Source organism: Brevibacterium sp. LAARM2_SD2 (genome assembly GCF_057364785.1).
This window is the reverse complement of the sequence record NZ_JBNFOM010000003.1, coordinates 1-24515: the sequence shown is the minus strand read 5'-3', so window position 1 is coordinate 24515 and position 24515 is coordinate 1. Positions and strand designations below refer to the sequence as shown.

The 24515-nt window shown below is 69.6% G+C and carries 20 protein-coding genes, 2 pseudogenes and 1 riboswitch; of the genes and pseudogenes, 16 read left to right on the top strand and 6 right to left on the bottom strand.

The window, feature by feature from the left end; translation table 11 throughout:
• Positions 1-25: 25 nt before the first annotated feature.
• From AC2W7K_RS02655 to AC2W7K_RS02595, 13 genes are all read left to right on the top strand, one after another.
• A complete protein-coding gene (locus AC2W7K_RS02655) occupies positions 26-688 on the top strand; it encodes a GntR family transcriptional regulator (RefSeq protein ID WP_198499441.1) in 663 nt (220 codons plus the stop codon).
• Between the two features lie 206 nt (positions 689-894).
• Positions 895-2409: an IMP dehydrogenase gene (guaB, locus tag AC2W7K_RS02650; RefSeq protein ID WP_211978853.1), complete on the top strand. Its 1515-nt coding sequence runs from the start codon at positions 895-897 to the stop codon at positions 2407-2409.
• A 407-nt stretch (positions 2410-2816) separates the two neighbouring features.
• Positions 2817-4385, top strand: coding sequence for a lysine N(6)-hydroxylase/L-ornithine N(5)-oxygenase family protein (locus AC2W7K_RS02645; protein WP_211978854.1), 1569 nt, complete (start codon positions 2817-2819; stop codon positions 4383-4385).
• Positions 4382-6943 carry a GNAT family N-acetyltransferase gene (locus tag AC2W7K_RS02640; protein WP_486005718.1) on the top strand — a complete coding sequence of 854 codons (2562 nt, stop codon included), beginning with the start codon at positions 4382-4384 and terminating at the stop codon, positions 6941-6943. The genes AC2W7K_RS02645 and AC2W7K_RS02640 overlap by 4 nt, the downstream gene beginning before the upstream one ends.
• A 178-nt stretch (positions 6944-7121) precedes the next feature.
• Entirely contained in the window at positions 7122-8189 is a 1068-nt protein-coding gene (locus AC2W7K_RS02635) for a LacI family DNA-binding transcriptional regulator (RefSeq protein ID WP_486005717.1), read from the top strand.
• 159 nt (positions 8190-8348) lie between these two features.
• Positions 8349-9440 carry a substrate-binding domain-containing protein gene (locus AC2W7K_RS02630; protein ID WP_486005716.1) on the top strand — a complete coding sequence of 364 codons (1092 nt, stop codon included), beginning with the start codon at positions 8349-8351 and terminating at the stop codon, positions 9438-9440.
• 18 nt (positions 9441-9458) lie between these two features.
• Positions 9459-10295 (top strand): ATP-binding cassette domain-containing protein, encoded by an 837-nt coding sequence (locus AC2W7K_RS02625; RefSeq protein WP_344251162.1) that lies wholly within the window; start codon positions 9459-9461, stop codon positions 10293-10295.
• Positions 10292-11503, top strand: a complete 1212-nt coding sequence (locus tag AC2W7K_RS02620; protein WP_344251163.1) for a sugar ABC transporter permease — start codon at positions 10292-10294, stop codon at positions 11501-11503. The genes AC2W7K_RS02625 and AC2W7K_RS02620 overlap by 4 nt, the downstream gene beginning before the upstream one ends.
• 86 nt (positions 11504-11589) lie before the next feature.
• Positions 11590-11693: riboswitch (TPP riboswitch) on the top strand.
• Positions 11681-12541, top strand: coding sequence for a hydroxyethylthiazole kinase (gene thiM / locus AC2W7K_RS02615; protein ID WP_344251164.1), 861 nt, complete (start codon positions 11681-11683; stop codon positions 12539-12541). Its footprint overlaps the riboswitch before it by 13 nt.
• The gene (locus AC2W7K_RS02610) at positions 12538-12714 is read left to right on the top strand and encodes a hypothetical protein (protein ID WP_486005715.1); all 177 of its coding nucleotides are present in this window, start codon (positions 12538-12540) and stop codon (positions 12712-12714) included. Before thiM ends, AC2W7K_RS02610 begins: the two co-directional genes overlap by 4 nt.
• Positions 12651-13262, top strand: a complete 612-nt coding sequence (locus AC2W7K_RS02605) for a thiamine phosphate synthase (protein ID WP_486005714.1) — start codon at positions 12651-12653, stop codon at positions 13260-13262. The genes AC2W7K_RS02610 and AC2W7K_RS02605 overlap by 64 nt, the downstream gene beginning before the upstream one ends.
• The gene (gene thiD / locus AC2W7K_RS02600) at positions 13259-14125 is read left to right on the top strand and encodes a bifunctional hydroxymethylpyrimidine kinase/phosphomethylpyrimidine kinase (protein WP_344251166.1); all 867 of its coding nucleotides are present in this window, start codon (positions 13259-13261) and stop codon (positions 14123-14125) included. Before AC2W7K_RS02605 ends, thiD begins: the two co-directional genes overlap by 4 nt.
• 119 nt (positions 14126-14244) lie before the next feature.
• A complete protein-coding gene (locus tag AC2W7K_RS02595) occupies positions 14245-14967 on the top strand; it encodes a TenA family protein (protein WP_198499426.1) in 723 nt (240 codons plus the stop codon).
• Between the two features lie 12 nt (positions 14968-14979).
• Here AC2W7K_RS02595 and AC2W7K_RS02590 read toward each other — a convergent pair whose 3' ends face one another.
• The 6 genes and pseudogenes from AC2W7K_RS02590 to nadA all read right to left on the bottom strand — a co-directional run bounded on the left by AC2W7K_RS02590 (position 14980) and on the right by nadA (position 20514).
• On the bottom strand, positions 14980-15195 hold the full coding sequence (locus AC2W7K_RS02590; protein WP_344251168.1) for a hypothetical protein: 216 nt from the start codon (positions 15193-15195) through the stop codon (positions 14980-14982).
• A 197-nt stretch (positions 15196-15392) separates the two neighbouring features.
• On the bottom strand, positions 15393-16556 hold the full coding sequence (locus AC2W7K_RS02585) for a cysteine desulfurase family protein (RefSeq protein WP_344251169.1): 1164 nt from the start codon (positions 16554-16556) through the stop codon (positions 15393-15395).
• 63 nt (positions 16557-16619) lie between these two features.
• A pseudogene (gene nadC, locus AC2W7K_RS02580) lies at positions 16620-17450 on the bottom strand (carboxylating nicotinate-nucleotide diphosphorylase); the annotation flags it as partial.
• Positions 17444-17848, bottom strand: coding sequence for a hypothetical protein (locus AC2W7K_RS02575; protein ID WP_486005713.1), 405 nt, complete (start codon positions 17846-17848; stop codon positions 17444-17446). The gene AC2W7K_RS02575 and the pseudogene nadC, both read right to left, overlap by 7 nt.
• Positions 17806-19230 (bottom strand): L-aspartate oxidase, encoded by a 1425-nt coding sequence (locus tag AC2W7K_RS02570; protein WP_486005712.1) that lies wholly within the window; start codon positions 19228-19230, stop codon positions 17806-17808. The genes AC2W7K_RS02575 and AC2W7K_RS02570 overlap by 43 nt, the downstream gene beginning before the upstream one ends.
• Before the next feature lies 1 nt (position 19231).
• Positions 19232-20514, bottom strand: a pseudogene (nadA, locus tag AC2W7K_RS02565) (quinolinate synthase NadA).
• Positions 20515-20738: 224 nt separating this feature from the next.
• Between nadA and panB the strand changes: the two are divergent.
• The 3 genes from panB to AC2W7K_RS02550 all read left to right on the top strand — a co-directional run.
• Positions 20739-21602, top strand: coding sequence for a 3-methyl-2-oxobutanoate hydroxymethyltransferase (gene panB, locus AC2W7K_RS02560; protein WP_211978869.1), 864 nt, complete (start codon positions 20739-20741; stop codon positions 21600-21602).
• A complete protein-coding gene (panC, locus tag AC2W7K_RS02555) occupies positions 21602-22534 on the top strand; it encodes a pantoate--beta-alanine ligase (protein WP_486005711.1) in 933 nt (310 codons plus the stop codon). The genes panB and panC overlap by 1 nt, the downstream gene beginning before the upstream one ends.
• A gap of 436 nt (positions 22535-22970) precedes the next feature.
• Positions 22971-24515: mechanosensitive ion channel (locus tag AC2W7K_RS02550; protein ID WP_486005710.1), on the top strand; the 1545-nt coding region annotated here is incomplete at its 3' end.

Here is a 24515-nt window from a genome sequence, read left to right as displayed (position 1 = left end):
GAGACGGACACGGTAGCCTGGAGGTATGAGTCCCAACGCCCCCGGATGCACCTCTGAGGCGATCGTCGCCCTGGTCCGGACCCGAATCACGAACGGTGAGTACCCTGCGGGGTCACCGGTGCGCGATGGTGCGCTCGCGAAGGAATTCAACGTCTCGCGCAATACCGCCCGCGAGTCCCTCAGCCTGCTCCGTCACGCCGGCCTGCTCACCCAGGAGCCCAACCGCGGCTTCTTCGTCCGCACCTTCGGCATCGACGAGCTCAAGGATCTCTACCGGGCCCGCCGGGTCTTCGAGATCCGCGCCGTCCAGGAATCCCAGGACGCCTCCGACGAGGCGATGGCCGCTGTCGAGGCCTCCGTCGTCCGCGCCGAGACCGCCCCGGAGAACGAGAGCTGGGCCGATGCCCAGGAGCACTCGGCCTCGTTCCACCGGGCGATCGTCGGTCTGCTCGGCTCGCCGCTGCTCGACGAGTTCTACCTCAACCTCATGGCGCGGCTGTCGACGACGTTCTCCCGCTCCCCGGAGCCGGGCAAATACCATTCGCACTGGGCGAACCCGCACCGCGACATCCTCGAGAAGATCAAATCGGGCGACCGACAGGGCGCCGAAGGGCTGCTGCGCATCCACCTCGACGACTCCGAGGCCTCGACGCTCGACCTCGCCCGCTCCGTCGGCGCCGGCCGCTGAGGCTGGGGCGGGCACCGTCCCGACCGCCTCGGTGAGCTGACCAGGACACCCGTCCGACCGCCTCGGCGGGCTGACCAGGGCACCCGTCCGACCGCCTCGGCGGGGTGTCCATTCTCACAGCCCGCGGCAGTTGAAACTGTGGATCGTCCACATGCCGCTTCGATACCATTGATCAACTGATCTCTCCGCGTCGAAAGGCTGGTCTCATGGGGAACCTCGAGCCCGCAAACGATCCGTTCTCTCTCACTGGGCTCACGTATGACGACGTTCTGCTCCTGCCCGGCGACACCGACGTCATTCCCTCGGAAGCCTCGACGACGACGCGCCTGACCAAGGAGATCGAGCTCAACATCCCGCTCGTCTCCGCGGCCATGGACACCGTCACCGAATCGCGGATGGCCATCGCCATGGCCCGCATCGGAGGACTCGGCATCATCCACCGCAACCTGTCGAAGGAAGACCAGGCCGACCAGGTCGACTACGTCAAGCGGTCCGAGTCCGGGATGATCAACGACCCCCTGACGATCACGCCGGAGAAGACGCTCGAGGAGCTCGACGAACTCTGCGGTCGCTACCGCATCTCCGGTCTGCCCGTCGTCGACGAGAACGATGTGCTGCTCGGCATCGTCACCAACCGCGACCTCCGCTTCGTCTCCCGCAGCGAATTCCCCACGCGCACCGTCGCCGAGACGATGACCCCGATGCCGATCGTCACTGCCCCCGTCGGCGTCGCACCCGAGAAGGCGTTCGAACTCCTCGCCGACAACAAGGTCGAGAAGCTCCCGCTCGTCGACGAGAACAACGTCATCAAGGGCCTCATCACCGTCAAGGACTTCGTCAAGACCGAGGAGTACCCGCTCGCGACGAAGGACGCCGAGGGCCGTCTGCGCGTCGGCGCGGCCGTCGGCTTCTACGGTGACGCCTACGATCGCGCCGGTCTCCTCGCCGAGGCGGGCGTCGACGTCCTCGTCGTCGACACCGCGAACGGCCACGCCCGCGGCGTGACCGACATGATCAAGACGATCAAGGCCGACCCGGCGTTCTCCCACGTCCAGATCATCGGCGGCAACGTCGCCACGCAGGAGGGCGCGCAGGCACTCATCGACGCCGGAGTCGACGCCGTCAAGGTCGGCGTCGGACCGGGATCGATCTGCACGACCCGCGTCGTCGCCGGTGTCGGCGTCCCGCAGGTCACCGCCATCCACCTCGCCGCCCAGGCCGCCCGCGCCGCCGGCGTCCCGGTCATCGGCGACGGCGGCCTCCAGTACTCCGGTGACATCGGCAAGGCGCTCGTCGCCGGTGCCGACACCGTCATGCTCGGCTCGCTTCTCGCCGGCTGCGACGAGTCCCCGGGCGAGCTGATCTTCGTCAACGGCAAGCAGTACAAGGCCTACCGCGGCATGGGCTCGCTCGGCGCGATGGCCCCCCGCAAGGGCAAGTCGTACTCGAAGGACCGCTACTTCCAGGCCGACATCGCCACCGACACCGAGCTCATCCCCGAGGGCATCGAAGGCCGCGTCGCCTACCGCGGACACCTCAAGCAGGTCGCCCACCAGCTCACCGGCGGACTGCGCCAGACGATGTTCTACGTCGGCGCCCGCACGATCGACGAGCTCAAGGCCAAGGGCAAGTTCGTCCGCCTGACGACTGCTGGGCTCAAGGAGAGCCACCCGCACGACATCCAGATGACCGTCGAGGCACCGAACTACGTCTCGAAGTGAGCGTCTGGTCGCAGTGAGCGGCTGAGCACAGTGAGCGGCTGAGCACAGTGAGCTTGTGAGCGGCCCTCACCGAGGTGGGGCCGCGGTCCGACTCACGGTGCGGATGCGCCCTGCTTCGCGGTCCACGCGACGACATCGACGAACGGCTGCGCCCCCCGGGTTCGGGGGTCGCAGCCGTTGTCTGTGATGAGCATCACACGACGAATTCTCGGGCGGTTCTCGACGTGGCCGTGACCGTCGCGATCCGCGCGCGCTCGCGCCCGATGGCACCTCTCCGGCACCCGGCAGTCACGCCTGTAGTCCTCTGACCTGGGCTTTCGCTCAGCACTTTTCGTCTTACTTAGGGTAGGTTTCCCTAATGCATCCGGGTTGACCCGGGACGCAGACGAAGGAGGCAACGAACGCTCATGACTGCTCAGCACTCAGTGACACCCGCACCGCCGTCCCCCACACGCGACGACTACTCACACGACTACGACCCGCACGACCCTGGCGTGCACGTCCACGACGCGCATAACCTTGGCGTGCACGACGACGCGCACAGCCCTGGCGCACACGACGACGACACCCACATCCACGACATCGTCGGCATCGGCATCGGGCCCTTCGGACTCGGGCTCGCCGCCCTGTCCGATCCGCTGCCCGACGTCGACGCCGTCTTCCTCGACCAGCGCGCGGAGTTCCGCTGGCATCCGGGCATGATGATCGAAGGCGCGACCATCCAGGTGCCCTTCCTCGCCGACCTCGTGACCATGGCCGATCCCACATCGCCGTACTCGTTCCTCCAGTTCCTCAAGGACCGCGAGCGCCTCTACCCGTTCTTCATCCGCGAATCCTTCTACCCGCTGCGTGCCGAATACGACGAGTACTGCCGGTGGGTGGCCGCCCAGCTGAGGACGCTGCGCTGGAACCGCACGGTCACCTCGGTGACCAATGACGGCGGCATCTACCGGATCATCGCCGAGGTGACCGACGCCTCCGGTCGGATCGTCGACACCGAGACCTACCGCGCGAAGCACGTCGTTCTCGGCGTCGGCACCGCACCGGTCCTTCCCCCGGCGCTGCAGGCCCTGACCAGCGGTGACGCCGAAGCGGCCGGCAACGGCCCCGTCATCCACACCGCGGACTACCTGGCCAACCGTGAGCGGCTGCTCGCGGCGGGGTCGGTGACGATCGTCGGCAGCGGACAGTCCGCCGCGGAGATCTACCGGGACCTCATCGAGGACGCCGAGGACCGCGGGGTGAGCGTCGACTGGATCACCCGCTCGCCCCGGTTCTTTCCGATGGAGTACACGAAGCTCACCCTGGAGATGACGTCACCGGAGTACACCGACCACTTCCGCGCCCTGCCCGATGACCTGCGCGGACGCATCGGACGCGAGCAGCGCAGCCTCTACAAGGGCATCAGCGCGGACCTCATCGACGACATCCACGACACGCTCTACCGGCTCAGCCGCGGCGGTCGGCGACTCCTGACGACCCTCGTCACCGATGCGGAGCTCATCTCCGCCCGTCCCGCCGAGGCGGCCGCCGGGTACGCGCTGACCTTCCGCAGCCCTGTGCTCGGGCAGACCTTCACCCGGGCGGCCGGCGCCGTCGTCGCCGCCACCGGGTACCGCGCCGGTGTCCCGGCGTTCCTCGGTCCGCTGGGCTCGGAGATCCGCCGCGACCGGGAGGGGCGCCTCGACATCAGCCGCGACTACACCGTCAATGCGGCCGGCACGATCCACGCCCTCGGCATCGAGGAGCACACTCACGGCGTCACCGGGCCCGACCTCGGTTTCGGACCGTGGCGGGCCTCCGTGGTGCTCTCCCGGGTCACAGGCCGTGAACCCTATCCCATCGAGCGGTCGATCGCATTCCAGACCTTCGGGGTACCCGGCACCGAGGCGGCCGCCGAGCCAGGCCGCCCCACCGAGGAGACCGCGCACGCCGCCGACGCATCCGTCCCCACGAAGGAGATGACCCACGCATGAGCACCGCGACGACGACCGACACGATGGACGATGCCGGTGCAGGCACTGACCTCGACACCTGCCCGACGACCGACACCAGCCGCACGACCGGAACTGCGGCGAGCGGACCTGCCGCGACCACGCTGCCCGCGGCAGGGGATGCCGGAGCCGCCGAGATCGCCCGGTCGATCTCGATCGTTCCGCTCGACCCGAAGGGCCACGCCGAGGAGGTCCACGCCTGGCTGACCCACCCGCGTTCGCACTTCTGGCAGATGACCGACTTCGACCGGCAGGCCGTGCGGTCCTACCTCGAGGCGATCCGCTCCTCACCGGATGAGAACGGCTGGATCGGGCTCATCGACGGGGAGCCTGCCTTCTACGTCGAAACCTATGCGCCGTCGCTGCTCATCCCCACCGCTGTCGTCGCCGAGGAGCCCGGCGACATCGGGATGCACCTCCTCATCGCCCCACCGCAGGGCCGGCCCCGCCGCGGCCTCACCGACGCCGTCATGGCGCGCGTCATCGACTTCTGCCTGCGCCCGCATGCGCAGGGCGGACGCGGGGCCAGCCGCGTCGTCGTCGAACCCGACGTCGGGAATGCGGCGATCCACGCGAAGAACGCGGCCGCCGGCTTCCGCGTCATCGCCGAGGCGGAGGTGCCGCTGGGGGAGGCGACGAAGACCGCGCTCGTGAGCACGTGCACCCGCTCTGACTTCGCGACCAGCCGCCTCGGGCGGCTCCTCGCCGGAGCCGGTGGCACCGGGAAGGGCGGGAGCGACCCCGAGCATCTCACGCAGGACGACTATGCCCACCTCACTCCTGAGACGTTCGCCGTGGTGAGCCGCTATCTCGTCGCGAAGGCGATCGCCGAGTTCGCCCACGAACGGCTCATCGCCCCCAGCCAGAACGCTGAGGCCGGCGAGCACGCCTGGATGCTGGTGATCCCGGCCGACCCCGACGACCCGGGAAGCGAGCTGGATGACCACTCGGGTGCCCCCGTCATCCACTACACGTTCGAGGCGCGCGTCCTCCCGCTCGAGCACTGGGTCATCGACGAAGCGAGCATCACGCGGTTCCGGGACGGGCGGGCGGTCAACCTCGATGCGCAGGAGTTCGTCCTCGAACTCCAGGACAGCCTCGGCGTGCCCGAGGACCTCATCTCGACGTACCTCGAGGAACTCGCCTCGACGGTGGCCGGCAGCGCGTTCAAGCTCACCGCGGCGCGCAGGGGTGAGCGCCCGGATTCCGCGGCGCTCGCCGATGCCGACTTCCAGACGATCGAGGCGGCGATGACCGAAGGCCACCCCGGCTTCATCGCGAACAACGGGCGCATCGGATTCGGACTGCGCGACTACCGCAGGTGGGCGCCGGAGACCGGCACACGCAACCGCCTCGAATGGGTCGCCGTCGACCGGGAGCAGTCGCACCTGGCGCTCAGCGACGGACTCGATGAGGACGACCACCTCAGGTGGGCGCTCAGCGACGACGAACGCGAGCTCTTCGGCAGCCGCCTCGCCGCCGCCGGCAGGCGCCTCGAGGACGTGCACCTCATGCCGATCCATCCGTGGCAGGCCGACCACCGGCTGGCGATCACGTTCGCCGCCGACATCGCCCGCGGCGGACTCATCCCGCTCGGGCCCGGCCTCGACGAACACCAGGCGCAGCAGTCGCTGCGGACGTTCTTCAACCATTCGCGACCGGGCGCGCCGTATGTCAAGGTCGCGCTCGCGGTGCAGAACATGGGGTTCCTCCGCGGACTCTCGCCGACCTATATGCGCGACACCCCCGCGATCAACGACTGGGTCGCTCGCCTCGTCGACGGTGACCCCGCGTTCGCCGCCTCCGGGTTCCGTCTGCTGCGCGAACGCAGCGCGATCGGCTACACCGGCGACGTCTACCACCGCACCCGTGCGACGAACCCGCACCGGAAGATGCTCGCCGGGCTGTGGCGGGAGAACCCGCTGCCGCTGCTCACCGACGGCCAGCGGACGATGACGATGGCGGCCCTGCTTCACCGCGACCACCTCGGCGAATCCCTCGTCTCCCACCTCATCCGCCGGTCGGGTCTGGGTGCGGAGGACTGGGTGCGGGCCTACCTGGGGGCGTATCTGCAGCCGCTCGTCCACGGGCTGCTCGCTCATGATCTCGTGTTCATGCCGCACGGGGAGAATCTCATCCTCATCCTCGACGCCGATGTCGTCACCGGGGTCTTCATGAAGGACATCGGCGAGGAGGTCGCCTACCTCGGCGAGGGGAAGCTGCCGCCCGCCGTCGAGCGGATCCGCGCGGTCGTTCCCGGTGAGGAGAAAGCGCTCGCGATCTTCACCGATGTCTTCGACGGGGTGCTGCGGCACCTGGCGGGGATCCTCGACGTCGACGGACTGCTCGAGGCCTCCCGGTTCTGGGCGCTCGTCGCGAGGTGCTCGACGCCTATCAGGGAGAGAAGGCCGAGGCGGCACGCGGCATCGCCGGCGACATCGATCTGCGGGCGCCGCGGTTCAAGCATTCGTGCCTCAACCGGCTGCAGCTGCGCAACACGAAGGAGATGGTCGACATCGGCAACCAAGCCGACTCGCTGATCTTCGCCGGCACCATGCGCAACCCGGTGGGGCGCTGATCCCGCGCGGGGACCCGTACGCTGATCCCGCGCGGTGACGCTGGGCGGGGTTCGGCGGTGCCGCTAATATCGATCCCACGGCCGCCCATTCCGGGGCGGTCGCCGGGGTCGAGGCACCGGACCGTTTCGAAGGCGCACACATGGGCAAGCAGAACGACCGGCCGACACTGGCCACGGTCGCCGAACGCGCCGGTGTGAGCATCAAGACCGCGTCGCGGGTGCTCAACGGGGAGAAGCACGTCGCCAGCGCCACGGCCGCGAAGGTCGAGACGGCCGCCGAGGAGCTCGGCTTCCGCCTCAACTCCGCGGCCCGGCGCCTGCGCGAAGGCAGCCGCTCGCCCTACATCGGGGTCGTCCTCTCCGACATGGACGACTCCCTCCAGGTCCGTCTCCTCGCGCGGCTCGAAGCCGACCTGGCCGAGCGGGGGCTGCGGACCGTCGTCACCGTCACCGGGGGAGACGCGGAGCTCGAACGCACCTTCGTCGACGAATGCCTCAGCGGTGACATGTCGGGCATCTGCGTCGTCTGCTCCCAGCCGGAGTCGGCGAGCATCTACGCGACGATCTCCCGGGGTCCCGCCGCGGCGAAGACCGGTGAGATGGCCGTCGTCTCCCTCGACCCGGCGGTCACGGGGCCGGGCATCGTCACGCTCGCCGCCGACGATGTCGACGCCGGACGGCGGGCCGCCGAACAGCTCGTGCGCCACGGCCACATCAGCATCGGCGTCATCGGAGACCGAGCCCACCTTGAATCGCAGAAGCGCAGGCTCGCCGGGATCCGCGAGGTCCTCGGCGACCGCGGCGACATCGGGTGGCGGGCCTTCCTCGACGAGGATGCGCACGACCAGGCGAGTGCGAAGAACGTCGTCGCCGCCCTCCTCGGCTCCCGGGCCGCTCCGACCGCGCTCATCACGCTCTCGGCGACCGTGACGAAGGGCGCGATCGACGCCAGTCGCCGCCTCGACCAGTGGCCGGCCGTCGTCGGGATCGACGACTTCCCCGGCGCGGATCTGCTCGACGTCACCGTCGTCGACGCCGACATCGATGCGATGTCCGCCGAGGCGGTCCGGCTCCTCGACGGGGGCGTGCCGGAGCGTGGGGCGGGGCGGGGCAACGGGGCGCGAGGCGACACCGCGGCATTCGCCCGCGTCCACCTCATCCGCCGCGGCAGCGGTGAGGAGTCACCCCGGCAGGTCTCCGGGCGCTGAGTCGACGCGACAGAGGAATCACCGGACAGATGGTTGACAAACGACACCGGTGGGCGAAATATGTTGACCAGCCTGACAACGTTGTCAGAATGATGAAAGGTTTCGCGAATGCGCAGGTTCCGCCCCCAGTCACACGCACAGAAATCGTCTCTCACCGCCGTGCCCTCCTCGCTGAGGAAGCCGCGCCGGCTCGCGGTGCTCGGCGCCGCGGTCGCGATCTCCGCCCTCGCGCTCAGCGGCTGCGGCAATCAGAAGGGCCAGGGCAACGAGGCCGCCGATTCCGGCGGCGGTGACGGCCCGGTGACGATCGCCCTCCTCCTGCCGGAGTCGAAGACGACGCGCTACGAATCCCTCGACAAGCCGAACTTCGAGAAGTACGTCGCCGAGGCGAGCCCCGATGCAAAGGTCGAGTACCGCAACGCCAACCAGGACGCGACCCAGCAGCAACAGCAGTTCGAAGCCGCGGTCACCGAGGGCGTCGACGTCATCGTCCTCGACCCCGTCGACGCCTCGGCGGTCTCCTCCTCCCTGGCGAAGGCCGAAGCGAAGCAGATCCCCGTCGTCTCCTACGACCGGTTCTTCGAGGGAGCCGACTACTACACGTCGTTCGACAACAAGAAGATCGGCAACCTCCAGGGCCAGGCCCTCCTCGACGGACTCGAGGCCAAGGGCGTCGACCCGACGTCCGGACCGGTGTGGATGGTCAACGGCGATCCGAAGGACCCCAACGCCGCGGACTTCAAGGCCGGTGCCGAGGAAACCCTCAAGGGTGCCGGCGTCGACATCGCCGCCAACCACGACACGCTCGACTGGAACCCCGACGACGCACGCCAGTGGGTCGAGGGCCAGCTGCAGGGCGGGGGTGAGAAGCCGATCGCGATCTACGCGGCCAACGACGGCACCGCCGGCGGAGTGCTCGCGGCGACGACGAAGGCGAAGCAGGATCCCGTCGTCACCGGGCAGGACGCCGAGGTCGACGGACTGCAGAACATCCTCAAGGGCGAGCAGTACGCGACGATCTACAAGTCGATCCCGCCCCAGGCCGAATACGCCGCGAAGGCCGCGGTGGCACTGGCCAACGGGGAGGAACCCGAGGCCGGCGCGACGTACAAGGACACCCCGACGGACTTCGTCGAGGCGAAGGTCGTGACGAAGGACACGATCAAGGACATCGTCGGGGACCAGATCAAGGCCTCCGACATCTGTGCGGGCATCGATGAGAAGCTCTGCACGGATGCCGGGATCAAGTAGGACGGTCCGACCAGCCCGATGACCTCAGCGACGAACGACCCGACGCCCGCCTCCGGGCGGGCGTCGGAGACGACCGAGTCCACTCCTTCCCAGCCCGTGCTCCAGCTGCGCGGGATCGACAAGCGGTTCGGCGCCGTCCAGGCGCTCACCGACATCAACCTCACGATCGGCCGCGGCGAGGTCGTCGGCCTCGTCGGCGACAACGGCGCCGGCAAGTCGACGCTCATCAAGATCATCGCCGGCGTCCACTCCGCCGACGGCGGCGAGCTCATCATGGGCGGGCGCCCCCAGAAGTTCTCCTCCCCGAAGGATGCGCAGCGGGCCGGGGTGGCCACGGTGTTCCAGGACCTCGCCCTGTGCGAGAACCTCGACGTCGTCGCCAACCTCTTCCTCGGTCATGAGCACACCCTCGGCGGCGTCCTCGACGAAGTCGCGATGGAGGCGAAGTCGTGGGAGCTGCTGCGCAGCCTGTCGGCGAAGATCCCGAGCGTGCGCGTGCCGATCGCCGCCCTGTCCGGCGGCCAGCGCCAGACGGTGGCGATCGCCCGTTCCCTCCTCGGCGAACCCTCGCTCGTCATGCTCGACGAACCGACGGCCGCCCTCGGCGTCGCCCAGACCGCCGAAGTGCTCAACCTCATCGAACGCCTCCGCGACCGTGACCTCGGGGTGCTCCTCGTCAGCCACAACATGGCCGATGTCCAAGCCGTGTGCGACCGTGTCCACGTGCTGCGGCTGGGCAAGGATGCCGGGGACTTCCCGGGAGACGAGCGCACCGACGTCCTCGTCGCCGCGATCACCGGAGCCAATGACAACGTCGTGACCCAGCGGGCCGCGCGGAGGGGTGAGCGCCGATGACCCGCAATTCCCTCATCACCGACGAGCGGATCTCCGACGAGGGGCTCGTGCGGACGTTCGTCCGCCGGATCCGGGAGGGCCAGCTCGGGTCGTTCCCCGTCATCCTCGCCCTCGTCGTCATCGTCATCGTCTTCCAGTCGGCGAACAGCAACTTCCTCTCCCCGGCGAACCTCGTCAACCTCTCGACCCAGGTCGCCTACCTGGCGATCCTCGCGCTCGGGATCAACCTCATCCTCCTCCTCGGCGAGATCGACCTCTCGCTCGCCCAGCTCGGCGGTCTCGCCGCCTCGGTGCTCGGTGTCCTCGTCGTCCGGCAGGGGGTCCCGCCGGTCGTCGCGGTGACGATCATCCTCCTGCTCGGCCTCGTCATCGGGGCGATCCAGGGCTGGTTCTTCGCCGTCGTCGGGATTCCCGCGTTCGTCGTCACCCTTGCGGGTCTGCTCGCGTTCACGGGGCTCACGCTCACGGTGCTCGGCACGCAGAAGAACCTCTCGATGGCCGACACGTTCGTCTTCGACTTCGCCAGCTACTACTTCCCGGCGTTCTGGGCGTACGTCTTCGGGGCGATCGCGGTCATCGGCTTCGCCGCCGGCATCATCCACGCGAAGCTGCGGCGGCACTCCGCGGGCCTCGACAGTCCGAGCTGGACGGCCGTCAGCGTGCGCATCGTCCTCCTCGCGGCGATCGTCTTCGGCTTCCTCATCCTCGTCAACCAGGACTTCGGACTCGCGCTGCCGTTCTTCCTCATGATGGTCATCGCGATCATCATCGACCTCGTGCTGCGCAAGACCCGGTACGGGCGCTCGATCTACGCCGTCGGCGGCAAGGTCGAAGCCGCCCGGCGCGCCGGCATCCGTGTGACGTGGGTGCGCATCAGCGTGTTCATGACCGCCGGTGTCCTCGCCGCCCTCTTCGGCTTCGTCAAGGCCGGAGTGACGACGAACGCGGGGTCGACGCTCGTGGGCACCCAGGACCTCCTCAACGCGATCGCCGCGGCCGTCATCGGCGGCACCTCCCTCTTCGGCGGGCGGGGGTCGGCGTGGGCCGCGGTCCTCGGGGCGTTCGTCGTCGGCGCGATCAACAACGGTCTCTACCTCATCGGCTTCAACTCCGATATGCAGCAGATCATCACCGCTCTCGTCCTCCTCACCGCCGTCGTCATCGACGCCGTCAGTCGGCGCGGACAGCGGTACGTCGGCAGGGGGTGAGTTCTCCTTCACCGGCGCCGAGGCGGGGGCGAGGTCAGGGGGTGACCCCACCTCACCCCCGCCTCGGCGATTTTGGTACAGTCATGGGCAATGACATGGGGTGCCCGGCGGCAGTCGCGCCGGGCTGAGAGGACACCCATCGAACCTGATCTGGGCCATGCTAGCGAAGGGATCGTCATGACTGACATCGATCTGTCGTCGGCGCACGCACGTCTGCGCGCGGCGAATCCGCTCATCCAATGCATCACGAACACGGTCGTCCAGCAGTTCAGCGCGAACGTGCTGCTCGCTGTCGGCGCGTCCCCGGCGATGCTCGACCACGAGGCCGACGCCGGGCAGTTCGCGCACCTGGCCGGCGGTCTGCTCGTCAACTTCGGAACCGCGACGAACCAGCAGTTCCTCGCCGCCGACGCCGCGATCGGCGCGGTCACCGCGGATTCGACTCCGTGGGTGCTCGACCCCGTGAGCATCGGCGCCGTCGACTTCCGCACCACCCGCATCCGCCGGGCCGCCGCCGATCGCCCGACCGCGATCCGCGGCAACGCCTCGGAGATCGCGGCTCTGGCTGGTGCCGGGGCCGGCGGGCGCGGCGTCGAATCGACCGACGAGGTCGACGCCGTCCTCCCGGCGGCGGCCGAGCTCGCGCGGACCAGTGGGGCGATCGTCGCCGTCTCGGGCAAGCGTGACGCCATCGTCGCCCACATCGACGGTGTCGACCACATCGCCCGTGTCGACGGCGGACATGCGTTCATGCCGCTCGTCATCGGCACCGGGTGTTCGCTCGGCGCCGTCACCGCCGCCTACCTCGCCGCCGTCGCGCCGGTCGACTCGAGTCCGGGTGCGGGTCCGGCGGGACTCGCGGCGTTCGATCAGTTCACCGCCGTCGTCGCCGCCCACGCCCACTTCGCCGTCGCCGGCGAGGCCGCGGCGACCGGCGCCGCCGGACCGGGCAGCTTTGCCGAGCACTTCCTCGATGCTCTCCACACCACCGACGATGCGCGCATCGGCGAGGCCCGGGTCGAGGTGACGAGAGCATGAGCGCGACGAGTGAGCGCCTCGCCGGCGTCGACGCCCGCCTCTACCTCGTCACCGATTCCGCGCAGTGCCGGGAGGCCGGTCGCACCGTCGCCGAGACGTGCTCGCCGCCGTGCGCGGGGGAGCCGGCATCGTCCAGGTCCGGGACAAGGACATCGACGACACCGAGTTCCTGACCCTGACCAGGGAGGTCATCGCCGCCGTCGGCGAGGCGGTGGCCGGCACCGACCGCCGCGTCCCGCTCTTCCTCAACGACCGGGTCGCCGTCACCCGGCACCTCCTCGATGAGGGCGCCGACGTCCACATCCATGTCGGACAGACCGACACTCCCGTCACCGAGGTGCGCGACCTCGTCGTCCCGAGCCGCTCATCGGTCTCTCCGCCGCCAGCGCCGCCGAATTCGCGGCGGCCCGGGCCACCGGCGCCGTCGACCTCGTCGGCATCGGGCCCGTCTTCGACACGACGACGAAGACCGACGCGCCGGCCGGGATCGGCCCCCGACCGCCTCGGCGATCTGACGGCCGAGGCGGGACTGCCCGCGGTCGCGATCGGCGGCATCGACGCCGGCCGGGTTCCGCAGCTGCGCGGTCGCGGACTGCTCGGCTTCTGCGTCGTCTCCGCGATCTGCCGTGCCGCCGACCCCGAGCGGGCGGCCCGTGAGCTGCTCACCGCGTACGGTGACGGGACCGAGCCGGTCGCCGGCGAGAACGGGGGAGCGGCATGAGCACGCGCCCACCGATCACCCTGTCGATCGCCGGCACCGACCCCTCGGGCGGGGCGGGCATCCACGCCGACCTCAAGACGTTCACTGCCCTCGGGGTGCTGGGGACCACGGCGATCACCGCGCTCGTCGCGCAGAACACGCACGGGGTCTCCCGCGTCTACCCGATCGATGAGGACTTCGTCGTCGCCGAGCTCGACAGTGTTCTGGGCGACATGCCCGTCGATGCGACGAAGACGGGGATGCTCGGGTCGACGTCGCTCGTCGACCTCGTCGTCGACCGGGCGCGCACCTCCGATTTCGGGTTCTTCACCGTCGACCCGGTCATGGTGTCGACGTCCGGGCACCGCCTCCTCGAGGTCGATGCGGTCGCCGCGGTGCGGGAGCGTCTCCTGCCCGTCGCCGATCTCATCACCCCGAACCTCCCCGAGGCGGCCCTCCTTCTCGGCGATGATGTCGCTGAGGCGCAGACGCCGGCCCAGATGCGTGACCAGGCACGCGAGCTCATCGCCCGGGGTGCCCGTGCCGTGCTCCTCAAGGGCGGTCACGCCGCCGACGGGGACGTCGCCGACATCCTCGTCACCGCCGATGGGGAGATCGCCGAGTTCTCCCACCCCCGGATCTCCACCCCGAACACGCACGGCACCGGGTGCACCCTGTCGGCTGCGATCACCGCCGAGGCGGCCGTGCTCAGGCGTGCCAACGGCGGAGAGGCACTGAGCACCGAGGAGGTGCACGGGGCCGTCGAGCGCGGACTCGACTTCCTCGCCCGCGCGCTCGCCTCGGCCGCGGACTGGCAGGTCAGCCTCGATGCCGCCGGTGCGCACGGGCCCGTCGACCACCAGGTCGACGTCCGCCGCCGCTGATGTCCAGCCGACCCGTCCGCTTCCCACCCGGCTGATTCCGGCCATTCCGATTCCAGTCCGATCCCAGTCCGATCCCAGTCCGATCCCAGTCCGATCCCGACCCCGAGGAGAGACCACTCATGAGCACGAACTTCGCCGCCGGACCGCACACCGCCGCGCTGTGGGAGGACGTGCGCCCGATCATCGACGAGATCGAGGCGCTGCCGTTCCTCACTCAGCTCGCCGAGGGCACGCTGGCCCCGCTCGCGTTCACGAACTACATCACGCAGGACAGCATCTACTTGAGCGGGTATGCGAAGGCGATGTCGTTCCTCGCCGGGAAGACGGCGGACCGCGGTGAGTCCCGGTTCTGGTCGACCTCGGCAGCGGAGGCGATCACGGTGGAGGAGGAGATGCACGCTCAGCTGCTCTCCGATGAGCGGCTCGCCGTGGCCCATGCCGAACTCGAGGCCACCGACCATCTGGGACCGTCGCCGACGACGCTCGGGTATGTGTCGTTCCTCGTCGCCACCGCGGCGAGCCGGTCATATGGGGAGGGCGTGGCCGGTGTCCTGCCGTGTTTCTGGGTCTATGCGCACATGGGCAAGGTGCTCGTCGAGAAGGCCGGGGCGATGAACGAGGCTCACCCGTACCGGACGTGGGTGCAGACCTATGATTCCCCGGAGTTCGACGAATCGACCCGGCAGGCTGTGGCGATCCTCGAGCGCGAGTTCGATCGGGTGCCCGCCGATGAGGCTGCGCGGATGCGCGCGGCGTTCGAGCGCGCCTGCGTCTACGAACTCCACTTCTGGGCCTCGGCTCATGCGATGCAGAGCTGGGACGCCTCCGTCTTCGCGAGGTGAGCGACCGGCGGACTACGCGGGGGCGCTGTCCGGGCGGTCGTCGATGATGAGGGTGAGCGGAGCGATCGCGCTCAGCGCCAGCCATCCGCGGCACAGCGTGGTCCAGAAGATGACGCCGTCGACCTCGGTCAGCGGCACTCGATCGCGGCGCGGGCATGTCAGGCGCCCGATGAGGAAGACGATGCCCGTGAAGCTCGCTGCGATGAAGAGCAGTGCCACGAGATCCATGTCGGTCCCTCCTCACAGCCGAAGCGGATCCTGTGCTTCCAGTGTCTCTCCGCATCCAGCGGTTGGAAAGAGTCCAATCGCTCATCACTGGACTCTTCGCGGCAGGTGAGAGCGCCTGCGAGACAGCTGCGCGGCGTGAGATCGCAACCGAGACCGAGCCCCAAGGAGACCTCGAGGCCGCAACCCGGACTGGGTGCTCAGGAGAATGCGAGGCTCAGCCGCTTCGCCGCCTCGATGACGGCCGCCGCGGCGGCTTCCCCCTGCTCGGGGGTGATCGAGGCGGGGAAGGTGAAGCGCACGCTCGTCTTCGCGACCTCGGCGTCGATGCCGAGAGCGAGCAGGACATGCGAGGGCTCATCGGAGCCGACCGCGCATGCCGACCCGCTCGACGCCGTGACACCGAGCCGCTCGAGCTCGAGGAGCACCGCCTCCCCACTCGTGCGCGAAAAGCAGAACGAAGCATGGTTCGGAGTCCGCGCCGCGGCACTGCCCGTGAGCAGAGCACCGTCGACCGCCCCGACCACCTCGGCGATGAAGGCATCTCGAATGCCCGCTACCCGTGCCGCGGCCTCGACCCGTTCCGCCTCGGCGAGTTCGAGGGCCGTGGCGAACGCGACGGCCAGGGCGACGTTCTCCGTGCCCGACCGGCGCCCCGATTCCTGACCCCCGCCGTGGATGATCGGTTCGACCGGGACCCGGGCGCGGATCGCGGCCACCCCGATGCCCTTCGGCGCACCGATCTTGTGCCCGGCGAGCGTGAGGGCATCGACGCCGAGGTCGGTCAGCGGCAGCCACCCGGCAGCCTGGACGGCATCGGTGTGCGTGAGCGCACCGACCTCGCGAGCGAGCGCGGAGAGTTCGGCGACTGCGGCGACCGTGCCGATCTCGTTGTTCGCATACCCGAGGCTGACGACGGCGGTGTCCTCCCGCAGCACTGTCCGCAGAGCTTCGGCAGTGACCGTGCCGTCGGGCTCGACGTCGACGAATGAGACGGTGAAGCCGTGCCGTCTGCGCAGATGATCCGCCGAGGCGAGCACCGCCTCGTGCTCGAGCGGTGAGGTCACGAGGTGGCGACGGCCGGTGGTGCCGCCGTCCTCGGGCAGTTGCCCGAGCGCCATCCCGATGATCGCGAGATTCGCCGCCTCGGTGCCGCCACCGGTGAAGACGATGTCCGTGCTCCGCCCCCCGAGGACCCGGGCGACCCGCGCCCGGGCGGCGTCGAGGGCCTCCGCGGAGCGCCGTCCGATCTCATGGTGGCTCGACGGATTGCCGAAGGCTCCCGCAAGGTACGGCCAGGCCGCCTCGAGCGCCTCCCGGCGAACGGGCGCGGCGGAGGCGGTGTCGAGATAGAGCGGGTCCATCTCAGTCCGCCGCCGTCCGGATGACCGGGCTCGCCGTCGCCGCGGCTGCGGCAAGCGCGAGATGAGCCCGAGGTCGATCGACCGGACGCTGTGCGTGAGCGCACCGGAGGAGATGACATCGACGCCGGTGGCGGCGATCGCCCCGACGGTCTCGAGCGAGACGTTGCCGCTGGCCTCGACGATGGCGGCGTCGCCGATGAGGGCGACCCCACGGCGCAGGTCGGCCAGTGAGAAGTTGTCGAGCATGATGATGTCGGCCCCACCGTCGAGGACTGCGGGAATCTGCTCGAGCCGGTCGACCTCGACCTCGATCATCGTCGTGTGCCCGAGCCGCTCCCTGGCCGCGAGCAGAGCGGCGGTGACGTCGCCGCCGGTGCCGGTGAGCACGCCGAGGTGGTTGTCCTTGACCATGACCGCGTCCGAGAGCCCGAACCGATGACTGTGCCCGCCCCCGCAGCGCACCGCGTGCTTCTCGAACGCGCGCAGGCCCGGCGTGGTCTTCCGGGTGTCGGCGATCCGTGTCCTGCCCCCGGCGGCGTCGACGAACGCCCTGGTCAGAGTCGCGATACCGCTCATCCGCTGGGTGAAGTTGAGGGCGATCCGCTCGGCGCGCAGCACGCCGCGCGCCGGCCCTGACACGGACGCGAGCACCTGTCCGGCGGAGAAGGACTCCCCGTCGGTGACCAGCACGTCGACGCCGATCGTCGGATCGGTGAGGGCGAATGCGGCGGCGAAGACCTCACCGCCGGCGAAGACGCCGTCCTCCCGGGCACGCAGCTCAGCGGTGGCTGTGGCCTCCGCAGGAACGAACACCTCGCCGGTGAGGTCACCCCACGGTGCGTCCTCGGTCAGCGCATTCCGCACCGCCGCCTCGATCGTCGCCGTCGTCAGCATGAAGCCGCCTCCTCGGTGTGTGGGTGGAGCGTCGTCCGGCCCCCGGACCGGGTGGTCACAGGCGTCCCGGCCGAGGTGGCCGCCTCGGCGCGGGTCGCGTCGGACCGGCGGGGTGCGTCGGTGCGGACATGAGCGCCGACGCTCTCGGGGCGAGCCAGAGCGCGCTCGGCCATCGTCCGTGCGATGAGGGCGAGGTTCGCCGTTTCGATGTCGTGCCGCTCGAGTGGAGCGTCGTCACCCGGGCAGAGGTCGTCTCCTGCTCCCAAGCCGGGGTGGTCGTTCGATCCGGCGCCGAGGCGGTCGAGGAGTTCGGTGAGGCCCGCAGCGGTGCGCTCGAGGCCGAGGTGCTCCCACGTCAGCGCCTGCAGGGCCGTGCGCGACAGCGGCGACGGGCGCACGGCGTGCGCCGCGGCCTGCGTGGTCGTCCCGAACGCTGGGGGCCCGGCGCTGCCGCGGAGTCTGTCGCTGGTGCGGCGTCAGACGCAGCCGCGGTGTCGGACACGGCCGCGATGTCGGACGTTGCCGCGGTGCCGGTCGTCGCCCCGTCCAGGTCGGCGGCGATCGCATCGGCGGCCCGCGCCCCGAAGACCGCGCCTTCGAGCAGGGAGTTCGAGGCGAGACGGTTGGCTCCGTGGACGCCCGTGCAGGCGGCCTCGCCGACGGCGAAGAGACCCTCGATCGAGGTGCGCCCCTCGAGGTCGGTGGTGATGCCGCCCATGACATAGTGCGCGGCGGGGGTGACGGGAATGAGGTCGTCGGCGAGCGAGAGCCCGTGGGTGGACAGGTGCGCGGCGATGCTCGGGAACCGGGCATCGACGTCGGGGATCGCCCGCGCATCGAGGTGACAGGGCAGACCGTTCTGTTCGGCCATCGTCCGGTGGAGGGCCAGCGCCACGACACTGCGGGGTGCAAGCTCGGCGCGCGGATCGATCGCCGGCATGATCCGTCTGCCGCGGGCGTCGAGGAGGAGCGCCCCGGCCCCGCGCACCGCCTCGGAGACGAGGAAGCCCGATCCGGCGAACGCCGTGGGATGGAACTGGACGAACTCGAGGTCGCTGACGGCCGCGCCCGCGCGGATCGCCGCGGCGAGACCGTCACCGGTCGCCGCCTGTGGGTTCGTCGTGTGGGCGAAGAGCTGTCCGGCCCCGCCGGTCGCGAGGACGACGGCATCGGCGGCGATGCACTCGACGACGCCCTCGCGCCCGAGCACTCGGACCCCTGTCACCGCCGGCGCACCGGCAGAAGCCGCAGGATCGCACGCCGCGCGGCGGGGTTCGGTGACGAGGTCGACGAGCATCGTCTCCGTCCGCACCGTGATCCGGCCCGCAGCCGCCTCGGCGCGGACCGCGGAGACGAGGGAATCGATGATCGCCCGTCCCGTCGCATCCCCACCGGAGTGATAGATCCGGGCCGCGGAATGCGCCCCCTCCATGCCGCGCTCCCAGTGGTCGGGATCGAGCGGATCGACGACCGCCCCGCCTCGGCGATCGAAGCGCACCCCGGTCTCTGCGAGCTCGCGGATCCGCTCGGGTCCCTCCGTGCACAGCACCCGGACGGCCTCTGGGTCAGCCAGCCCGGCACCGGCGGCCAGCGTATCGGCGATGTGGGCGGCAACGGAGTCATCGGGGCTGAGCACCCCGGCGATCCCACCCTGGGCGAGCGCCGTGTTCGAGTCGCCGAGGCGGTCCTTCGTCACGAGCGTGACGGCGTGGGAGCCGGCCAGGCGCAGGGCCGTGGTCAGGCCCGCGATGCCGGTGCCGATGACGACGACGTGGCGCACGTCAGATCCTCGGCTTCGCGGCGAGCATCCGGTCCAGTGCCGTGCGGGCCGGGTCGGCCACCTCGGCGTCGACGGTGATCCGGTTGACGATCCGGCCGTCGAGGAGGGATTCGAGGACCCACGCGAGGTAGCCGGGGTGGATGCGGTACATCGTCGAGCACGGGCACACGACGGGGTCGAGGCACGTGATCGTGTGCTGGGGATGGTCGGCGGCGAGCCGTTGGACGAGGTTGATCTCCGTGCCGATGGCGAACGCGGTCGGTTCGGCAGCGGATTCGATGGCCTTGGTGATGTAGGCCGTCGACCCGGATTCGTCGGCGGCGGCGACGGTCTCGCGCGGGCACTCGGGGTGGACGATGACCGGACGTCCGGGTTCGCGGCGCGGGCCGCCGCGATCTGGGCGGGAGTGAAGCGCTTGTGGACGGAGCAGAAGCCCTGCCAGAGGATGACCCGGGCGTCATCGAGGACGTCGGCGGTGTTGTTGCCGAGCGGCCGGCGGGGGTTCCACAGTGGCATCCGGTCCGGGTCGATGCCCATGTCGATGGCGGTGTTGCGCCCGAGGTGCTGGTCGGGGAAGAAGAGGACGCGGTGCCCGCGTTCGAACGCCCAGTCGAGCACCACCTCGGCGTTCGATGACGTGCACACGATCCCGCCGTTGCGGCCGCAGAAGCCCTTGATCGCGGCCGAGGAGTTCATATACGTCACGGGGATGACGGGCACCTTGCCGGATGCGTCGGGCGCGGTGCCCCACAGCTCGGCCAGCTGCTCCCAGCAGTCCTCGACCTCATCGATCGTCGCCATGTCGGCCATCGAGCACCCGGCGGCGAGGTTGGGGAGGATGACGGCCTGGTCGGGGGTGGAGAGGAGGTCGGCGGTCTCGGCCATGAAGTGGACGCCGCAGAAGACGATCGCCTCGGCGTCGGGATGGTTCTGGGCGGCCCCGGCGAGCATGAATGAGTCGCCGATGTAGTCGGCGTGCTCGACGACCTCGACGCGCTGGTAGTGGTGGCCGAGGAGGACGACGCGGTCGCCGAGCGCGGCCTTGGCGGCGATGATCCGCCCCCGCAGCTCCTCCGCCGAGGCGTCCCGGTACTCCTGCGGGATCTCACCCTGGCGCGGGGCGGAGGCGGGGATCGGGTCGGCGGTCGAGGCGCCGGGGCCGTAGCCGGGGGAGGCGTCGACGTCCCAGGGGGCGGTGATGAGCTCGTCGCCGCACATCGACCCGGCGGTGGTGCCGGCGGAGATGTCTTTGAGGGTGAGCTCGATCGAGGCTGTCGTGGTCATCGTCGTCCTTCGGGGTTCGGCGCCTTATTTACGCACTTTTGAGCTTAATCACCTGTGGCGGGAAAGTGCAACCGACGCGGACCCGGGTACGCTGGTGGCAGGCTCGCGATCCGGGCCGGCTCCATGACGACGGTGCTTGCGACCGGTGCAGGCGGGCAGTGCGCGACCGCGCGGATGCCCTGGCCCACCGCGCACGCCGAGACAGCCAACCACAGAGGATTCCCATGCCCGATGCGGCAGACGACAGCAGGCAGGCAGAGACGACACCCGTGTACGCGGCGGGTCCACCGCCTCGGCGGGTGCGCACCATCGACCTGCTCAAGGCGAAGGCCGCGGGGCGGCGCTGGGCGATGCTGACCAGCTACGACCAGTACACGGCCGCGCTCTTCGAGGAGGCGGGAGTCGAGGCGCTCCTCGTCGGCGACTCCGCGGCGAACAACGTCTTCGGCTACGACACGACGCTGCCGGTGACCGTCGACGAGCTCATCCCGCTCGCCCGCGCCGTCGCCCGCGCGACCTCCCGCGCACTCATCGTCGCCGACCTGCCCTTCGGCAGCTACGAGATCTCCGACGAACAGGCCGTCGCCACGGCCGTGCGCTTCATGAAGGAGGCCGAGGTCCACGCCGTCAAGCTCGAAGGCGGGCAGCAGGTGGCCTCCCGGATCCGCGCGATCACCGCGGCCGGGATCCCCGTCATGGCGCACATCGGCTTCACCCCGCAAGCCGAGCACAACCTCGGCGGATATCGCGTGCAGGGCCGCGGTGACGCCGCCGACGCCCTGCTCGCCGATGCCCGTGCCGTCGCCGAGGCGGGGGCGTTCTCCGTGGTCATGGAGATGGTGCCCGCTCCGCTCGCCGCCCAGGTCACCGCCGAGCTGACCATCCCGACCGTCGGCATCGGGGCCGGCGCGGACTGCGACGCGCAGGTCCTCGTGTGGCAGGACATGGCCGGGCTGCGGCCCGGGAAGGCGCCTCGTTTCGTCAAGCGCTACGCCGATGTCCGCTCCGTCCTCACCGAGGCGGTCGAGACCTATGTCGCCGAGGTAGCCGGCGGGCAGTTCCCCGAACCCGAGCGGAGCTTCGAGTGATGTCGTCGGCGCAGGCGGCAGGGTCGGAGTCATCGGGGACCGCGAACCGGGCCGGCGGGCTGGAGATCGGCGGGATTCCCGCGCTGCGCGCATGGCGGAAGCGGCAGACCGGGACGGTCGCGCTCGTGCCGACGATGGGCGCCCTCCACTCCGGACACCGCGCGCTCATGGAGCGTGCCCGGCAGACGGCCGACCACCTCGTCGTGTCGATCTTCGTCAATCCGCTCCAGTTCGGTCCCGGCGAGGACTTCACGCGCTACCCGCGGCCCTTCGCCGAGGACATCGCCGCGTGCGAGGAGGCCGGAGCCGACTTCGTCTTCGCCCCCGCGTTCATCGAGATGTACCCGTCGGCTCCCGAGGTCACCGTCACCGGCGGACGCATGGGCGCGGTGTTCGAAGGCGCCGACCGGCCGGGCCACTTCGATGGCGTGCTCACGGTCGTGACGAAGCTCTTCACTCTCATCGACCCCGATGTCACCGTCTTCGGGCTCAAGGACATTCAGCAGTTCTCCCTGGTCAGGCGGCTCATCGCCGACCTCGACTTCGACATCGAGCTCATCGGCCTGCCCGTCGTCCGCGACCGCGACGGCCTGGCGACCTCGAGCCGGAACGAATACCTCAGCCCGGGGGAGCGGGCCGCGGCGCTCGCGATTCCCCGCGCACTGGCGGCAGCGGAGAAGGCGGTGCGCATCGACCATGCGCTGCCGCCCGACACCCTCGACGTCGCCCGCCGGATGCTCGACATCGGCCTCGAGACGGCCCGGGCGGAGGACGGACCCGACGTCAAAATTCACTACCTCAGTCTCGTCGACGCGGCGACCCTGCAGCCGGTCTCCGACCATTTCCGCGGCTCGGCGCTGCTGCTCGCCGCAGTCACCGTCGGCACGACCCGGCTCATCGACAACGTGCCCTTGGAATTCGCCGCAGGGTAATTGCCGGATCATTCCCGACGATCACGGGAAGATTGTCTGACATTTCCGCCGAGGCGATTCCGGTGGCACGTATGCGATTCCCGCCGGGGCGCGGTGATGAGCCGGCACGGTCTCAGCGTCCGGCATTTCGCAGATCGATCTCGGGCCGTCTCCTATTCGCCGCGGGCGTCTCCCGTCTCAGGTCAGGGCGGTGCGCGAGGTCCGTCCTCGGGGTGCTGAAAAGCGATCTCGATGCGCAATTGTGATCGCCATATGAACGTCTTGTTAAGGCATTGAAATAAACGCATGAATGCGCGGCCGTCAATTGCCATTACGGCCGAAATCCGAGATGAAAGCTGCCACACCCTTGTCCGGTGTGCTCCATTCGAATAGGCTCCGAATCAACAAGCGGCAATGACGCCTTGTTAGTCCGCAGAATCCGAAGGAGACAACGGAAATGCAAGACATATGGCCGGTCCTCATCAATGTGGGCCTTGCAATTCTCATTCTCATCGTCACGTGGATCGTCGCCTCGATCGTCAAATGGGCGATCGGCAAGCTCGTGGCCAAGATCCCGGCTCTGCAGAGAGACGGGCACAACGGCCAGCAGATCGGCCGCTCGGTCGGGCAGATCGCGGGCCTCGTCATCTGGATCCTCGGTCTCATCGCGGTACTCCAGCTGTTCGCCCTCGATCAGGTGCTCACGCCGCTGCAGGGGCTGGCGAACGGGATCTTCGGGTTCCTGCCGAACATCATCGGCGCCGGTTTCATCTTCCTCATCGGCTACGTGTTCGCGAAGATCGCCAAGCAGCTCGTCGTCACCGCCCTCGGCGCCGTCGATCTCAGCCGGCTGACCTCGAAGTTCCGGTCGATCGGCGATCGCGCGGTCAGCGTTGCAGACTCCGATGGAGGTTTCCGCCGTCCCGGTGGCACATCGCAGCCGACGGCGAACCTCGACCAGGTCAATCCTCAGGGTGCGCCCATGGGGCAGGGCGGACCGGCGGGACCGGGCCAGCCCGGTGGTCAGCCGCCGCAGGGTCAGCCGATGCCGCCGCAGGGTCAGCCCGGCCAGGGTCACCCGGGTCAGGGCCATCCGGGCCAGGGCCATCCGGGCCAGCAGGGCTACGGTCAGCCGGGGCATCCCGGTCAGCAGGGGCACCCCGGCCAGCAGGGACACCCTGGCCAGCAGGGCTACGGTCAGCCGAACGCGCAGGCCGATGCGAACGCTCGGGTGGTCAACCTCGTCGGCAATCTCGTCTTCGGAATCATCATCATCGTCGTCTCGATCGCGGCGCTTCAGGTGCTCGGCATCGCAGCTATCTCCGATCCCGCGCAGCAGATGCTCGAGATGTTCCTCCAGGCGATCCCGCTCATCATCGCCGCGGCGATCCTGCTCACCATCGGCTGGGTGATCGCGAAGTTCCTCGGCAACCTGCTCGAGGAGATCCTCCGCGGTGTCGGCACCGATAAGGCGATCGACTCGATCGGCATCTTCCCCGCGGGCACGAGCGCGTCGTCGGTGATCACGAAGATCGTCCAAGTCGCCATCATGATCTTCTTCGCGATCATGGCCACGAGGATGCTCGGCTTCCCCGAGATCACCAACATCCTCAATGAGATCCTCGCGCTGGGCGGCAGCGTCCTCTTCGGTGCGGTGATCATCGCGGCCGGCTTCCTCATCGCGGCGCTCATCGGAAAGTTCATCACGAACAACATCGCGAGCAAGGTGCTGCGCTATTCGGCGATCGCTCTGTTCATTGCGATGGGCCTGCGCTACATGGGCATCGCGGACTCGATCATCAACCTCGCGTTCGGTGCCGTGGTCATCGGTGGAGCCGCCGCCGCGGCACTCGCCTTCGGCCTCGGCGGTCGAGAGGCCGCAGCACGGCTGCTCGGCAAGGTCGAGGATGAGGCGGCCGACGTCGTCGAGTCCTCGGTCGGCGATCCGACCGGCGACCGCCTCGGCGGTGCTGACCGGCCGCGCTCCCGGTGCCGGTCCGGT

Excerpts from the sequence above, each read along its gene's own strand:
- AC2W7K_RS02655 (WP_198499441.1), top strand. The coding sequence starts at position 26 with ATGAGTCCCAACGCCCCCGGATGCACCTCTGAGGCGATCGTCGCCCTG.
- guaB (WP_211978853.1), top strand. The coding sequence starts at position 895 with ATGGGGAACCTCGAGCCCGCAAACGATCCGTTCTCTCTCACTGGGCTC.
- AC2W7K_RS02645 (WP_211978854.1), top strand. The coding sequence starts at position 2,817 with ATGACTGCTCAGCACTCAGTGACACCCGCACCGCCGTCCCCCACACGC.
- AC2W7K_RS02640 (WP_486005718.1), top strand. The coding sequence starts at position 4,382 with ATGAGCACCGCGACGACGACCGACACGATGGACGATGCCGGTGCAGGC.
- AC2W7K_RS02635 (WP_486005717.1), top strand. The coding sequence starts at position 7,122 with ATGGGCAAGCAGAACGACCGGCCGACACTGGCCACGGTCGCCGAACGC.
- AC2W7K_RS02625 (WP_344251162.1), top strand. The coding sequence starts at position 9,459 with ATGACCTCAGCGACGAACGACCCGACGCCCGCCTCCGGGCGGGCGTCG.
- AC2W7K_RS02620 (WP_344251163.1), top strand. The coding sequence starts at position 10,292 with ATGACCCGCAATTCCCTCATCACCGACGAGCGGATCTCCGACGAGGGG.
- thiM (WP_344251164.1), top strand. The coding sequence starts at position 11,681 with ATGACTGACATCGATCTGTCGTCGGCGCACGCACGTCTGCGCGCGGCG.
- AC2W7K_RS02610 (WP_486005715.1), top strand. The coding sequence starts at position 12,538 with ATGAGCGCGACGAGTGAGCGCCTCGCCGGCGTCGACGCCCGCCTCTAC.
- thiD (WP_344251166.1), top strand. The coding sequence starts at position 13,259 with ATGAGCACGCGCCCACCGATCACCCTGTCGATCGCCGGCACCGACCCC.
- AC2W7K_RS02595 (WP_198499426.1), top strand. The coding sequence starts at position 14,245 with ATGAGCACGAACTTCGCCGCCGGACCGCACACCGCCGCGCTGTGGGAG.
- AC2W7K_RS02590 (WP_344251168.1), bottom strand. The coding sequence starts at position 15,195 with ATGGATCTCGTGGCACTGCTCTTCATCGCAGCGAGCTTCACGGGCATC.
- AC2W7K_RS02585 (WP_344251169.1), bottom strand. The coding sequence starts at position 16,556 with ATGGACCCGCTCTATCTCGACACCGCCTCCGCCGCGCCCGTTCGCCGG.
- panB (WP_211978869.1), top strand. The coding sequence starts at position 20,739 with ATGCCCGATGCGGCAGACGACAGCAGGCAGGCAGAGACGACACCCGTG.
- panC (WP_486005711.1), top strand. The coding sequence starts at position 21,602 with ATGTCGTCGGCGCAGGCGGCAGGGTCGGAGTCATCGGGGACCGCGAAC.